Origin of the sequence: Salmonella sp. SJTUF15581, from assembly GCF_043356775.1 — a bacterium.
Lineage (GTDB): Bacteria > Pseudomonadota > Gammaproteobacteria > Enterobacterales > Enterobacteriaceae > Salmonella > Salmonella enterica.
This window is the reverse complement of record NZ_JBEUJY010000005.1, coordinates 273,882-287,340: the sequence shown is the minus strand read 5'-3', so window position 1 is coordinate 287,340 and position 13,459 is coordinate 273,882. Positions and strand designations below refer to the sequence as shown.

Annotated in this window: 14 protein-coding genes and 1 other annotated feature; of the genes, 10 read left to right on the top strand and 4 right to left on the bottom strand. The window is 55.2% G+C overall.

Translation table 11 applies throughout. From position 1 onward, the window contains the following. Both ABVN36_RS12025 and ABVN36_RS12020 read left to right on the top strand, forming a co-directional pair. On the top strand, positions 1-824 hold an 824-nt coding region (locus tag ABVN36_RS12025; RefSeq protein WP_393921196.1), incomplete at its 5' end, for a cytochrome c-type biogenesis protein CcmH. Positions 825-945: 121 nt separating this feature from the next. After that, the gene (locus tag ABVN36_RS12020) at positions 946-2,172 is read left to right on the top strand and encodes a DUF3748 domain-containing protein (RefSeq protein WP_020838450.1); all 1,227 of its coding nucleotides are present in this window, start codon (positions 946-948) and stop codon (positions 2,170-2,172) included. A 1-nt stretch (position 2,173) separates the two neighbouring features. Here ABVN36_RS12020 and ABVN36_RS12015 read toward each other — a convergent pair whose 3' ends face one another. Next, positions 2,174-2,506, bottom strand: a complete 333-nt coding sequence (locus ABVN36_RS12015; protein ID WP_001675643.1) for a YceK/YidQ family lipoprotein — start codon at positions 2,504-2,506, stop codon at positions 2,174-2,176. Positions 2,507-2,748: 242 nt separating this feature from the next. Beyond that, positions 2,749-2,822, top strand: a sequence feature (ROSE (Repression Of Heat Shock gene Expression) occurs in the 5'-region of heat shock genes and acts as an RNA thermometer to modulate expression.). Between ABVN36_RS12015 and ibpA the strand changes: the two genes are divergently transcribed. From ibpA to ABVN36_RS11985, 6 genes are all read left to right on the top strand, one after another. Beyond that, entirely contained in the window at positions 2,816-3,229 is a 414-nt protein-coding gene (gene ibpA / locus ABVN36_RS12010; RefSeq protein WP_001532742.1) for a small heat shock chaperone IbpA, read from the top strand. Its footprint overlaps the feature before it by 7 nt. A 109-nt stretch (positions 3,230-3,338) precedes the next feature. Next, positions 3,339-3,767, top strand: a complete 429-nt coding sequence (gene ibpB, locus ABVN36_RS12005) for a small heat shock chaperone IbpB (protein ID WP_001246919.1) — start codon at positions 3,339-3,341, stop codon at positions 3,765-3,767. A gap of 188 nt (positions 3,768-3,955) precedes the next feature. Further along, entirely contained in the window at positions 3,956-5,617 is a 1,662-nt protein-coding gene (locus tag ABVN36_RS12000; RefSeq protein ID WP_001279781.1) for a putative transporter, read from the top strand. Positions 5,618-6,060: 443 nt separating this feature from the next. After that, positions 6,061-6,408: a YidH family protein gene (locus tag ABVN36_RS11995; RefSeq protein ID WP_000703964.1), complete on the top strand. Its 348-nt coding sequence runs from the start codon at positions 6,061-6,063 to the stop codon at positions 6,406-6,408. Further along, positions 6,398-6,760 carry a DUF202 domain-containing protein gene (locus ABVN36_RS11990; RefSeq protein ID WP_001113454.1) on the top strand — a complete coding sequence of 121 codons (363 nt, stop codon included), beginning with the start codon at positions 6,398-6,400 and terminating at the stop codon, positions 6,758-6,760. The genes ABVN36_RS11995 and ABVN36_RS11990 overlap by 11 nt, the downstream gene beginning before the upstream one ends. Then, positions 6,757-7,287, top strand: coding sequence for a radical SAM protein (locus ABVN36_RS11985; protein WP_000147833.1), 531 nt, complete (start codon positions 6,757-6,759; stop codon positions 7,285-7,287). Before ABVN36_RS11990 ends, ABVN36_RS11985 begins: the two co-directional genes overlap by 4 nt. Positions 7,288-7,368: 81 nt before the next feature. Here the strand turns inward: ABVN36_RS11985 and dsdA are convergent, their stop codons facing one another. Both dsdA and dsdX read right to left on the bottom strand, forming a co-directional pair. Then, positions 7,369-8,691, bottom strand: coding sequence for a D-serine ammonia-lyase (gene dsdA / locus ABVN36_RS11980; protein ID WP_023138061.1), 1,323 nt, complete (start codon positions 8,689-8,691; stop codon positions 7,369-7,371). Between the two features lie 17 nt (positions 8,692-8,708). After that, positions 8,709-10,046, bottom strand: coding sequence for a D-serine transporter DsdX (gene dsdX / locus ABVN36_RS11975; protein WP_000543314.1), 1,338 nt, complete (start codon positions 10,044-10,046; stop codon positions 8,709-8,711). 225 nt (positions 10,047-10,271) lie between these two features. On the opposite strand from dsdX, the gene dsdC reads away from it, so the two are divergent. Together dsdC and ABVN36_RS11965 are read left to right on the top strand one after the other, a co-directional pair. After that, positions 10,272-11,195, top strand: a complete 924-nt coding sequence (gene dsdC / locus ABVN36_RS11970; protein ID WP_001541637.1) for a DNA-binding transcriptional regulator DsdC — start codon at positions 10,272-10,274, stop codon at positions 11,193-11,195. 63 nt (positions 11,196-11,258) lie between these two features. After that, positions 11,259-12,344: a cellulase family glycosylhydrolase gene (locus ABVN36_RS11965; RefSeq protein ID WP_033903574.1), complete on the top strand. Its 1,086-nt coding sequence runs from the start codon at positions 11,259-11,261 to the stop codon at positions 12,342-12,344. Here ABVN36_RS11965 and emrD read toward each other — a convergent pair. Continuing rightward, on the bottom strand, positions 12,271-13,455 hold the full coding sequence (emrD, locus tag ABVN36_RS11960) for a multidrug efflux MFS transporter EmrD (protein WP_000828744.1): 1,185 nt from the start codon (positions 13,453-13,455) through the stop codon (positions 12,271-12,273). The two genes, ABVN36_RS11965 and emrD, sit on opposite strands and share 74 nt — an antisense overlap. Positions 13,456-13,459 lie beyond the last annotated feature (4 nt).

Here is a 13,459-nt window from a genome sequence, read left to right as displayed (position 1 = left end):
TGCAGGAGGGGAAGAGCCGCCAGGAAATCATCGATTACATGGTGGCGCGCTACGGCAACTTTGTCACCTACGACCCGCCGCTGACCCCGCTGACGGTGCTGCTGTGGGTGCTGCCGCTGGCCGCCATCGTGGCGGGCGGGTGGATAATCGTCGCCCGCACGCGCCGGCGGGTGCGTATCAGACAGGACGTCCTGGCTGACGCCATTCCGGCGGCGGGACCGCGCGCAGGGGTGGGGGTGTATCTTCCGGGCGTGGTTATGGCGCTGGTCGTGGCCGCCATCAGTTACTCACAGACCGGCAGCTATCCGCAGGTGAGGGCCTGGCAGCAGGCGACGGCGCAGACGCCGGGGCTGCTGGCGCGGGCGCTGGACCCGCAGGCGCAGCCGCTGAATGAGGAGGAGATGGCGCGGCTGGCGCTGGGGCTGCGCACCCGCCTGCAGAATGATGCCGGCAATGTTGAGGGCTGGCTCATGCTGGGGCGCACCGGTATGGTACTGGGTAATGCCGGTACCGCCACCGGGGCGTATGCGAACGCTTACCGCCTGGACCCGGAAAACCGCGATGCGGCGCTGGGCTACGCGGAGGCGCTGACGCGCTCGTCCGACCCGGAGGATAACCGCCGCGGCGGGGAGCTGCTGCGCCGGCTGGTGAGCCGCGACCACACGGATATCCGGGTGTTAAGCCTGTATGCGTTCAGCGCCTTTGAGCAGCAGCGCTTTGGCGAGGCGGTGGCGGCCTGGGAGATGATGCTGAAGCTGCTGCCGGCGGGTGACGCCCGGCGGGCGGTGATAGAGCGCAGTATCCGGCTGGCGCAGGAGAAATAATGCCCTGACGGCCCGGTGGCGTGACGCCATCGGGCCTGGCTATCCCAACGATACGCTAAAGCCTGAAAGTGAAGCCCGTGTGAAGTATGATGACGAGCATCGTCTCTTATCAGGACATCCTATGAAACAAATCACCTTTACGCCGCGCCATCACCAGCTTACCAACACCAATACCTGGACACCTGACAGCCAGTGGCTGGTCTTTGATGTGCGGCCTTCAGGCGCGTCATTTACGGGCAAGACTATTGAGCGTGTCAATGTGCATACCGGCGACGTGGAGGTGATTTATCGCGCCGTGCAGGGCGCGCATGTCGGCGTGGTGACGGTGCATCCTGCCGACAACCACTATGTGTTTATTCATGGCCCTGAAAACCCTGATGAGACGTGGCATTACGATTTTCACCACCGCCGGGGCGTTATTGCAACGTCGGAGGGTGTGACTAACCTCGATGCGATGGATATTACTGCGCCGTATACTCCCGGCGCGCTGCGCGGCGGCAGTCACGTCCATGTGTTTAGCCCGAACGGCGAGCTGGTGAGTTTTACCTATAATGACCACGTTCTGCATGAGCGCGATCCGGCGCTGGATCTGCGTAATGTCGGCGTGGCCGCGCCGTATGGGCCGGTAACAGTGCCGGTTCAGCATCCGCGCGAATACAGCGGTAGCTACTGGTGCGTACTGGTTAGCCGCACGACGCCTGCGCCGAGACCTGGCAGCGATGACATTAACCGCGCCTATGAAGAGGGCTGGGTGGGCAACCGCCAGATCGCCTTTATTGGCGATACGCTGTCGCTGACGGGCAAAAAAGTCCCGGAGCTGTTTATTGTCGATTTACCGTGTCATGAAAACGGCTGGAAACAGGCAGGCGACACGCCGCTGACGGGAACCGAATCAACGATGCCATCGCCGCCGTTGGGCGTAGTTCAGCGGCGTCTTACCTTCACTCACCAGCGTGTTTATCCTGGACTCACTAACGAACCACGCCACTGGGTCCGCAGTAATCCGCAGGCGACGGCGATCGCCTTTTTGATGCGGGACGATAACGGCGTAGCGCAACTGTGGCTGATATCGCCTCAGGGAGGCGAGCCCCGGCAGTTAACGCATCATGCGACCGGCGTACAGTCAGCGTTTAACTGGCATCCGTCGGGTAAATGGCTGGGACTGGTGCTGGAAAATCGGATTGCCTGCTGCGACGCACAAAGTGGGAGGATCGACTTCTTAACCGCCAGGCACGACAACCCGCCGTCTGCGGACGCCGTCGTTTTTTCACCGGATGGGCGACACGTCGCATGGATGGAAGAGGTGAAAGGGTTCCGTCAGCTATGGGTGACGGAAACCGGGCGATAAATCAGGGAGGAGGCATCTTCGCCGGGGGGATGACGGCATTGGTCATTTTCGTCTCCTCCTCGCTTTTTTCTACGCGCGATCTTACCGAACTGTCTTTGCGGAAGATGTCCCACGGCAGAAGGATCGTATCCATCACGGCGGTAAACGGCATATCCAGGATGGCCAACGATTTTGTGCCCCAGTTTGTCTCATCGTTACCGATCATCGTAGCGCTGGCGCGCGTGCCAGGATAAGTACCCTCTTTACCGCCGGTGTGCGACATGACGCTTGAACAACCGCCTAATAAAAGCATCCCATTCCATATTATCAGCGTTAACCACACGTTTTTTATCATCACTCATTCATCTGTTGGTTGTCGTTATTTGCATGATGAGTTATAGCGATCCGTTGCTAAAAATAACATCACCAGTACGTGGCACTGTGGCGGTAATCGCACTTTAACAATCAGTGCTGTCCCAACCAGTCTATGCAATAGCCAATAAACTGCAAAAAAAAGTCGGATTAAAATACTTGAAAAGTACGTATTCAGACCCATTTATAAGACGTAGTGAATAGAAGGGCACGCCTGATGGGTGTTCTGGCAATCCTGGCCTGTCCATGATGGAAGGTCTGACATTCTCGCTGATTTCAGGAGTTTATGATTATGCGTAACTTTGATTTATCCCCGCTGTACCGTTCTGCCATTGGTTTTGACCGTCTGTTTAACCTGCTTGAAAATAACCAAAGCCAAAGTAATGGCGGCTACCCTCCGTACAACGTTGAGCTGGTAGACGAAAACCACTACCGCATCGCCATTGCCGTTGCCGGTTTCGCGGAAAGCGAACTGGAGATTACCGCCCAGGATAATTTACTGGTGGTAAAAGGCGCTCATGCGGACGAGCAGAAAGAACGTACTTACCTGTATCAGGGCATTGCCGAGCGTAACTTTGAGCGTAAGTTCCAGTTAGCGGAAAACATTCACGTTCGCGGCGCAAACCTGGTCAACGGGCTGCTGTATATCGAACTGGAGCGCGTGATTCCGGAAGCGAACAAACCGCGCCGTATCGAAATTAACTGATTCCGTCGGGTCGCGTCGCGCGGCCTGTCATCCCATGCTCGCCGTCAGGGAGCATATTCGCACGTAAAGTGTGAAGGTAAAAACTCGCTTCTTAGAAGGAGAAATGATTATGCGTAACTACGATTTATCCCCACTGCTGCGTCAATGGATCGGTTTTGACAAGCTGGCCAATGCGCTGCAAAACAGCGGCGAAAGCCAGAGCTTCCCGCCCTATAACATCGAAAAAAGCGACGATAACCATTATCGCATTACCTTAGCGTTAGCCGGTTTCCGTCAGGAAGATCTGGATATTCAACTGGAAGGCACGCGCCTGACGGTGAAAGGCACGCCGGAACAGCCGGAAAACGAGCCCAAATGGTTACATCAGGGCCTGGTCATGCAGCCTTTTAGCCTGAGCTTTACGCTGGCTGAGAATATGGAAGTTTCCGGCGCGACGTTTACCAACGGCCTGCTGCATATTGATTTAACCCGCAACGAGCCGGAAACCATTGCGCCGCAGCGTATCGCCATTAACGAACGCTCCGCATTAAATAGCTAATGAGCTCCTTGCCTTGCCCCGCCAGAGATGGCGGGGCTTTTTTGTGCCACGAAAAAGGGTAAGACGCTGCCGAAGTCAGGACGTCTGGGCGGTTTTGTAACATGAGAATGTGCGCCATGCTGTATATATGCCTTAACGGTTCAGTCATAATCCCTATAAATTGAAATGTTACTCACAGGGAAGAAAAGATGAGTGATATCGCATTGACGGTCAGCGTTCTGGCGTTGGTGGCGGTTGTCGGTTTATGGATCGGCAACATTAAAGTGCGCGGTGTCGGCTTTGGTATTGGCGGCGTTCTGTTCGGCGGTATTATCGTCGGCCACTTCGTCGATCAGGCTGGGGTGACGCTGAGCGGCGATATGCTGCACTTTATCCAGGAATTCGGCCTGATCCTTTTTGTTTATACCATCGGCATACAGGTGGGGCCGGGGTTTTTCGCCTCGCTGCGTGTTTCCGGGCTACGTCTGAATCTGTTTGCCATTCTGATTGTGATTATGGGCGGGTTGGTCACCGCGATTCTGCATAAAATTTTCGCTATTCCGCTGCCGGTGGTGCTGGGGATTTTCTCCGGCGCAGTCACCAATACGCCTGCGTTAGGGGCGGGTCAGCAAATCCTGCGCGATCTGGGAACGCCAGTGGATCTGGTGGATCAGATGGGGATGAGCTATGCGATGGCGTATCCGTTTGGCATCTGCGGTATTTTGCTCACCATGTGGCTGATGCGGCTGATTTTTCGCGTTAACGTCGAGGCGGAGGCGCAGAAGCATGAATCCTCTCTCGCTAACGGCCATTCATTAATTCAGACAATGAATATCCGTGTCGAGAATCCGAACCTCAATAATATGGCTATCCAGGATGTGCCGATCCTGAACAGCGATAAAATCATTTGCTCACGCCTGAAACGCGACGACACGCTGATGGTGCCGTCGCCGGGGACGATTATCCAGGCAGGCGACCTGCTGCACCTCGTCGGCCAATCTACCGACCTGCATAACGCGCAACTGGTGATCGGCAAGGAAGTGGACACCTCGTTGTCGACGCGTGGCACGGATTTACGCGTCGAGCGTGTGGTCGTCACCAACGAAAAAGTGCTCGGCAAACGTATCCGCGATTTGCACTTTAAAGAGCGTTATGACGTGGTTATCTCCCGCCTTAACCGCGCGGGCGTTGAGCTGGTCGCCAGTAGTGACGCTAGCCTGCAGTTTGGCGACATTCTCAATCTGGTGGGGCGTCCAGCCTCGATTGATGCGGTAGCCAATGTGGTCGGCAACGCGCAGCAAAAACTCCAGCAGGTGCAGATGCTGCCGGTGTTTATCGGCATCGGATTAGGGGTTCTGCTTGGGTCAATCCCGTTGTTTGTGCCGGGATTCCCGGTCGCGTTAAAACTGGGGCTGGCCGGCGGGCCGCTGATCATGGCGCTAATTTTGGGGCGTATCGGCAGCATCGGTAAGCTGTACTGGTTTATGCCGCCGAGCGCCAACCTCGCGCTGCGTGAGTTAGGCATCGTTTTGTTTCTGGCGGTCGTTGGGCTGAAATCCGGCGGCGATTTTGTCGATACGCTGACGCAGGGCGAAGGATTAAGCTGGATTGGCTATGGTATTTTCATCACCGCTATTCCGCTGATTACCGTCGGTTTGCTGGCGCGGATTTTTGCCAAAATGAACTATCTGACGCTGTGCGGGATGCTGGCCGGTTCGATGACCGATCCGCCAGCGCTGGCATTTGCCAACAATCTTCATGCCACCAGCGGCGCGGCGGCGCTCTCTTACGCGACCGTCTATCCGTTAGTGATGTTCCTGCGTATTATCACGCCACAACTGCTGGCGGTGATTTTTTGGGGAATGGGTTAGCGCCTGATGGCGCGTTGCTTATCCAGCCTACGCACTGTGTTAAATCCAGGCTGGATAACGCGCGCCGCATCGGCCACACTTCTGCTCTTCTTCTTATCTTCTTCCTCAATGAACGCGCTAATCAGCGTAATGGCAACGAGCATAATTCCAATTTTTTTCAGTTAGTTATCAATCTTCATCGCCTTTTTTTTCGTCGCGACGGGTGGTTTTTCAGCTTTTAATTCGGCAATAATGCCTTTCCTGGCGGTGGCGTTGAAAAAGGTCGCAACTGAAATGAAAAATAGCGGCAATGAGCGCGGTTGCGCCAAAACGCATCACCAGTGAACTACAGTTATTTTGCAATAAGATTCCCTTGCTGCGGGATAATGTGAAGCATATCAGCAACAACGTGAGTGGTATTCTGAAAACGAACGGGAATACATAAGAACGTAAAAGGAGTCGTCATGAAGATTTCCCGCCTCGGAGAAGCGCCGGATTATCGCTTCTCACTGGCAAATGAGCGCACCTTTCTGGCGTGGATTCGCACCTCGCTGGGATTTCTGGCGGCAGGCGTCGGTCTTGATCAGCTCGCCCCGGATTTTGCCACGCCGGTGATCCGTGAACTGCTGGCGCTACTGTTGTGTCTGTTTGCGGGCGGCCTGGCGATTTATGGCTATCTACGCTGGTTACGTAATGAAAAAGCGATGCGCCTGAAAGAGGATTTGCCTTATACCCATAGCCTGTTGATCATCAGCGTTATTTTGATGATTGTCGCGGTGATAGTGATGGGGCTGGTACTGTATGCCGGATAGTCGTAAAGCCCGTCGGCAGAACGATCCGGGACTGCAACCGGAGCGTACGTCGCTGGCCTGGTTTCGCACGCTGCTGGGATACGGGGCGTTAATGGCGTTAGCCGTCAGGCACCACTGGCATCAGGCGGGGTTCTTGTTCTGGGTGTCAATCAGCGTTCTGGCGATAGTGGCGGTGATTCTTTGGCGTTATACCCTGAGTCGTAATTTGATGGATGTCGCGCATAGCGATTTTTCCGAAACTCATGTCGTGCGTGACAAATTTTTGATCTCCCTCGCGGTGTTGTCGCTCGCAATCCTGTTTGCTGTTACCCATATTCGCCAACTTATTGCATTTATCGGGAATTTTATATGACAGGACGTCAGGACATTGTCGTGAGTGATGACCAGATTCAGGTCGTCGTAAATCGCCAGAATAGCCAGCGCCCTCAGCAACTGTACCGTAACTTACAACGGCTCGGCATTCGCAATGTCCATTTTATCCCATTGTTGGAACATGACCGGAACGGAATGTTGACCGAGGATTCATTGTGTTCAGCAGACTGGGGGCGGTTTTTAAATAGCGTATTTGATATTTGGGTACGTGAAGATATTCAGCGTATCTCGGTCCGCCTTTTTGATGAGACGCTACAGCAGTGGTGCGGCGGCAGGAATGGTGCTAAAACGCCGGACAAGGCGCCGCTAAGCGCTGAATGTCAGAAGTGTTCTTTATTACGATTTTGCGGCGGCGGATGCCCTGAGCATCGGGATAGCCAGGGGAAAAATCAGCTTTGCGAGGGCTACCAGACCTTTTTTAACTACTCCTCGCCGCATATGCGGGTGATGCGGGATTTACTGAAGCAGCATCGCTCGCCGGAGGAGTTGATGGCGATGCTGCGTTAACGTCACAGGCCTGATAAGCGTAGCGCCATCATGCGATGGCGTGCCGGATGGCGCTGCCGTCTTTCCGGCACTGAGCGAGTATTAGCGTCCTTTCGCCAGGTATTGTTCCATTTCATCCTCCGGCACCATGCCGCCCCCGGTTGCCCATACCAGATGCGTCGCGTTGCCGAGCTGCGTCTGACTGAATCCATGCCTTTGCTGATACGCGACGGAGGCGCAAATGCGCTGTGGCCCGGCCATCCCCGCCAGAGCTGATGGCTCCAGTCGAATTCCTTCCTCCTGCGCCAGCCAGCCCAGCATGTCATACATTGTTTGATCGTCTAAGGTATAGAGGCCGTCAAGCAGACGCTCCATTGCCCGACCAACAAAGCCCGAAGCGCGACCTACCGCCAGGCCGTCAGCCGCCGTCAGGTTATCAATACCGATATCTTGTACTGAGATGGCATCGTGCAGACCGGTATAAACGCCGAGTAACATGCAGGGTGAATGGGTCGGTTCGGCAAAGAAACAGTGGACGTTGTCGCCAAACGCCAGTTTCAGGCCAAAGGCGACGCCGCCAGGGCCGCCGCCAACGCCGCACGGTAGATAAACAAACAGTGGGTGACTGGCGTCAACGACGCGTCCCTGCTGCGCGAATTGCGCTTTCAGACGCTGACCCGCTACCGCATAGCCCAGAAATAGCGTGCGGGAGTTTTCATCATCGATAAAGAAACAGTTTGGATCGGATTGCGCTGCTTTTCGGCCCTGCTCAACCGCCACGCCGTAATCATCTTCGTATTCTACGACCGTCACGCCGTGGCTACGCAGCTTCGCTTTTTTCCAGGCGCGGGCGTCGGCAGACATATGTACCGTCACTTTAAAACCGATGCAGGCGCTCATGATACCGATCGATAGCCCCAGATTGCCGGTTGAACCGACGGCGATACTGTACTGGCTGAAGAATTGTTTAAATTCCGGCGAAAGCAACACGCTATAGTCATCGTCGGTGGTTAACAGACCCGCCTCCAGCGCCAGTTTTTCCGCGTGCGTTAGCACCTCGTAGATGCCGCCGCGCGCTTTAATGGAACCAGAGATTGCCAGGTGACTGTCTTTTTTTAACAGCACTTCACCGTCGATCGTTTGCCCATACTCTTTTTCCAGCCGCTTTTGCATGGCCGGAATAGCGACCACGTCAGATTCGATCATGCCGCCAGCGGCAGCGGTTTGCGGAAACGCTTTCGCCAGATACGGCGCAAAGCGCGCCAGACGGTCATGGGCGGCGTTTACGTCCTGCTCCGTCAGGCCGACATACGGTAGACCTTGTGCAAGAGAGGTGGCGCCCGGGTTAAACCAGGTGGTTTCTTTGAGGGCGACCAGATCCTCGACCAAAGGATACCGGGCGATGAGCTTTTGTATGTTTTCCATAGTACGTCTCTTTACGATCAGATGATAAAGGAAAGCAGGAATGTGCCAGCCAGTGCAACGACAGATGCGATAAACGTGGCCGTCGTATAGTATTTAAACGTTTCATTCAGCGTAGCGCCGCAATACTGCTTGACCAGCCAGAACAGGGAATCGGTCACGATCGTGCAGCCAATGGCGCCGGAACCAATGGCAATCGCAATGATCTCCGGGCTGACGTCAGGATAGAGCGGCAGCATGGGCGCAACAATCGCGGTGGCGCCCATCATCGCCACCGTCGCAGATCCGACCGCCGCGTGCAGAATCAGCGCTACCAGCCATGCCAGCAGAATCGGGTGCATATGCATATTTGAGAGGATCACCGCCAGCGTGTCCGCCAGCCCGCTACTTTTGAGAATGGCGTTGAACGCGCCGCCCGCGCCGATAATCAGCAGGATGTTCGCAATGGCGCCAAAGCCGTTTTCGGTGTGGGTAAGTAGTGTGCCCATACCCATATGCTGGCGCAGACCGAGTATGTAATACGCCACAAAGACAGCGATAAACATTGCGGTGATCGGATTACCGATAAACTCCAGCAGCGTATACAACGTGCCGTCTTTCGCCATATTCAGTTCAGCGACGGTTTTCACCAGCATCAGGCCAATCGGCAGCAGAACGGTAAACAGCGTTGCGCCCAGCGACGGCAGGGTGTTTTCGGCGCGCACTTCAAGATCCGCAAACTCTGTCGGTACGGGCTTGAACGGCAGACGATTACCCAGAAACTTTAAGAACAGCGGGCCGCCGACCAATGAGGCCATCAGTCCGACCAGCAGACCGTAGACAATCACCGAGCCGATATCCGCCCCCAGTTTATTTGCGACAAACAGCGCAGCCGGATGCGGCGGTACCACGCAATGGACGGCCATCAGCGCGGTACACAGCGGAATGGCCAGCTTCAGCAGCGAGGTATGGGTCTTTTTAGCGATAGAAAACGCCAGTGGGATGAGCAACACGACGCCCACTTCCACGAACAACGTGATACCGCAAATCAGCCCCACCAGTACCATGATCACGTCAGCAGAGAGCCAGCGGCAGCGCTGGAGCGTAAGCCCGATGCGTTCCGCCGCGCCGGAAACCTCCATCATTTTGCCGAGGATGGTGCCAAGACCGATAACGGCGGCCAGAAAACCGAGCGTACCGCCTATTCCGTTTTCTATCGCCGTGACCATCTCCAGCGGCCCCATGCCCATCATCGCGCCGACAAAGAAACTGGCGAGCAGTAACGCCAGGAAGGGGTGGAATTTAAACTTCACGATGGTCAATACGATTAACACGATGCTGATCAGCAGCGTGCTCACTACCCAGATTTGAGCGTGCATATCTCACCTACCCTGTGATTAATCTGTTCTTATTGGACAGAAAAACAGCACCCCCTGACAAACGATATAATTTGCCATTCACATGATGTAAATTGAATCAACTATGTGATTTCCATCTAATATTGCTTTTATTTTGCGATATGGTTCATTTTGCTTCATCTATGTGCGGATTTTTTCAGCGTGTTTTTTTACACTTCGGGAAATTAAAAGATGACTGAGGTTGCCATGGAACCCCTTCGCGATACCCGAAACCGCTTACTCAACGGCTGGCAGTTATCCAAACTCTATACTTTTGAAGTCGCGGCCAGACACCAGTCCTTTGCTCTGGCGGCAGATGAGCTGTCGTTAAGCCCCAGTGCGGTAAGCCATCGTATCAATCAACTGGAAGCCGAGTTGGGAATCCAGCTATTTGTCCGCTCTCACCGTAAAGTGGAGCTTACCCATGAAGGCAAACGGGTATTCTGGGCGCTGAAATCGTCGCTGGATACGTTGAATCAGGAAATCCTCGATATCAAAAATCAGGAACTGTCCGGCACGCTGACCGTGTATTCACGTCCCTCTATCGCCCAGTGCTGGCTGGTGCCTGCGCTGGGGGACTTTACCCGTCGCTATCCGTCAATTTCTCTCACTATGCTGACCGGCAACGATAACGTTAACCTACAGCGTGCCGGCATTGACCTGGCTATCTATTTTGACGATGCGCCGTCGGCGCAGCTCACGCACCATTTTTTAATGGATGAGGCAATTTTACCCGTTTGCAGCCCGGATTATGCCCGTCGTTTCGCCTTGCAGGATAACCTGAATAACCTACGGCACTGTACGCTCTTACACGACAGACAGGCGTGGAGTAACGATTCGGGCACCGATGAGTGGCACAGTTGGGCGCAGCATTTTGCAGTAAATTTGCCGGATTCATCCGGCATTGGCTTCGATCGTTCTGATTTAGCGGTGATTGCCGCGATGAACCACATTGGCGTGGCGATGGGGCGTAAACGGCTGGTGCAAAAGCGTCTCGACAGCGGAGAACTGATTGCGCCTTTTGGTGACATGAGGCTGAAATGTCATCAGCATTATTATGTCACCACTCTGCCTGGCAGGCAGTGGCCGAAAATCGAGGCATTTATTCGCTGGTTGCAGGAACAGGTGTGAAGATTTATTACGCTTTGTCGCTACACCTGCCGGGAGTGAATATGCTAAATACGTGCTATCACCGTGGTAAAAATTTTAGGGGGCGTCGTGTTTAAACCGCTTATTGCCTCTCTCATGCTGACCAGCGCGGTCGTCTATGCGAAACCGATGCCTTTGACGGCGGCGCGCTATGCGCAGCAGCTTGGCGTTGGGATGGATGTTGACTGGGCGCGAACGGAACGGGGTATCCGCGAGTTTGATCCGCTGGTCGTGCGGGATTTTAAGGCAAAAGGGTTAACGCATGTCCGTATCCGTGTGGCAGGCGCGCCGACGGAAGCGCGCCTCATCCATTTGCGTAAGCTGGTAGAAGCCTGCGAATACTATGGCGTCATACCCATTATTGCCTATCAGGCGGATGCGTATAAAACCGATCCCAGCGCCAGTCATGAAAAGGAGCTGATCAACTGGTGGAGCGTGGTCGCGCGCTATTTTGGTCAGACATCCCCGCTTCTGGGGTTCGATCTCATTTATGAGCCTGCCGACAAACTCAATCATAATATGGCGTCGCTGAATCGCGTATATGACAAAACCATCCGCCTGATTCACGCCATTGACCCACAGCGGATGATTTTCGTTGCCCCCCGAATGCGCGCCGCGCCGGAGGATTTGTCGGCGCTTAAACTGCCGGCGCAAAGCCAGAACTATGTACTGGCGGAGTGGCACATCTTTCCGTGGGGCCCCCTGAAAAGCGGCGGTAAATATCCGTGGACATCAGGCACGGCGGCGGAAAAAGCGGCGATTCGGGCACGGATCAACGCTGCGGTTCGCTGGCAGCATAAGACCGGCCATGCAAGCTGGGTGGGAGGATGGGCGCCGGGAGAGTCGATAAAAATCACGCCGGTCGCTTCACAGTTCGCGTTTGCCCGTTTTATGGCCTGCGAGCTGAAAAAAGCGCATATTCCGTATGCGATAAACGCGGACACTCAGTTTTATGACGGCGAAGAAGGAGCGTGGCGTCCGGCGCAGGAGCCCCTGCTCAATGCGATGATCGCGCCGGAGTGTGAAACGCCCGGCAAAAAGCCGGGCGAGGGGAACGTTAAACCGTCTGTCCCTGATGCGATATCCGTGACGCCAGCGGCAGCCAGCACGCCAGGATCAGCAATCCCATAAGGGTCATCAACAGTCCCAGGCTGCCCTGACCGGTTTGCGGCAGCATTGCCGAAAGCCACGCCAGTACGCCGGAACCAATATTTTGCAGCCCGCCGACCAGCGCGCCAGCGGTGCCTGCGAGGAACGGAAACGGCTCCATCGCGCCGCTGGTAGCCAGTGGAAATAACATCCCGGCACCGAAGAAAAACAGCGCAGCGGGGATGAGTAGCGTCCAGACGTTCATCACGCCAAACCAGCCGGGAATCCACATCATAAGGCCTGCCAGCAGACAGCAAATAACTGACTGCCACATCAGGGTTGAGAAGCGTTTATTCGGGCGTCCGGCAAACCAGGCGCCGAAGAACGCCGCCGGAATCGGCAGAATAAACAGAATGCTTACCACCATACTGCTGAGACCTAATACTGCCCCCATCAGCACGCCGGAACAGGCTTCAAAGACCGCAATGCCAGCCAGCCCGCCGATTAGCATCAGCAGGTAACAGTTAAATGCGCCGTTGCCAAACAGCGTCTTATAGCTGGCGATCAGCCGTGTGCGCGGCGCGCCGGCGGGGCGGGTTTCCGGCATCCAGCGCGCCATGCTGAAGGTGACGCCAGCGCAAAGCACCAGCAGGAAAGCGTAACACGCGCGCCAGTTCCACAGGGTGTCCAGCAGACCGCCAATCAGCGGCGCTAACAGCGGGCTGACCAGAATCCCCATATTTAACAGGCTATTGGCGTGACGAAGTTGCGTTCCTTCATACAGATCGCGCGGGAGCGTTCTCGCCATTACTCCGCCAACGCCGGTTCCCATCCCTTGCATGGCGCTGGCGGCAATCAACACCGTCAAACTATGCGTGGTCATGGCGATCAGGGTCGCTACCATAAAAATAGACATGCCGACGAGGATTACGGGGCGGCGCCCAACCCGGTCGGAAAGTGGGCCGTAAAACAGTTGCGAGACGCCGTAGGTCAGGAGGTAAGCAGCCATTACGCTCTGGACGGCGCCTTCCCGGACGTTTAGCGCTTGCGCCATATCGGCGATGGCGGGAATATAAATGGTTTGCGCCATCTGCCCTACGGCCACCAGTAACACCAACATCAACAACAAATTGACGTTTCTCTGCCTTTTCATTTCG

Bases quoted from the DNA above. Each gene is read 5' to 3' on its own strand.
- ABVN36_RS12015 (WP_001675643.1), bottom strand. From the start codon at position 2,506: ATGATAAAAAACGTGTGGTTAACGCTGATAATATGGAATGGGATGCTT.
- dsdX (WP_000543314.1), bottom strand. From the start codon at position 10,046: ATGCACGCTCAAATCTGGGTAGTGAGCACGCTGCTGATCAGCATCGTG.
- ABVN36_RS11990 (WP_001113454.1), top strand. From the start codon at position 6,398: ATGCCGGATAGTCGTAAAGCCCGTCGGCAGAACGATCCGGGACTGCAA.
- ABVN36_RS11985 (WP_000147833.1), top strand. From the start codon at position 6,757: ATGACAGGACGTCAGGACATTGTCGTGAGTGATGACCAGATTCAGGTC.
- dsdA (WP_023138061.1), bottom strand. From the start codon at position 8,691: ATGGAAAACATACAAAAGCTCATCGCCCGGTATCCTTTGGTCGAGGAT.
- emrD (WP_000828744.1), bottom strand. From the start codon at position 13,455: ATGAAAAGGCAGAGAAACGTCAATTTGTTGTTGATGTTGGTGTTACTG.
- ibpB (WP_001246919.1), top strand. From the start codon at position 3,339: ATGCGTAACTACGATTTATCCCCACTGCTGCGTCAATGGATCGGTTTT.
- dsdC (WP_001541637.1), top strand. From the start codon at position 10,272: ATGGAACCCCTTCGCGATACCCGAAACCGCTTACTCAACGGCTGGCAG.
- ABVN36_RS11995 (WP_000703964.1), top strand. From the start codon at position 6,061: ATGAAGATTTCCCGCCTCGGAGAAGCGCCGGATTATCGCTTCTCACTG.
- ABVN36_RS12020 (WP_020838450.1), top strand. From the start codon at position 946: ATGAAACAAATCACCTTTACGCCGCGCCATCACCAGCTTACCAACACC.
- ABVN36_RS12000 (WP_001279781.1), top strand. From the start codon at position 3,956: ATGAGTGATATCGCATTGACGGTCAGCGTTCTGGCGTTGGTGGCGGTT.
- ibpA (WP_001532742.1), top strand. From the start codon at position 2,816: ATGCGTAACTTTGATTTATCCCCGCTGTACCGTTCTGCCATTGGTTTT.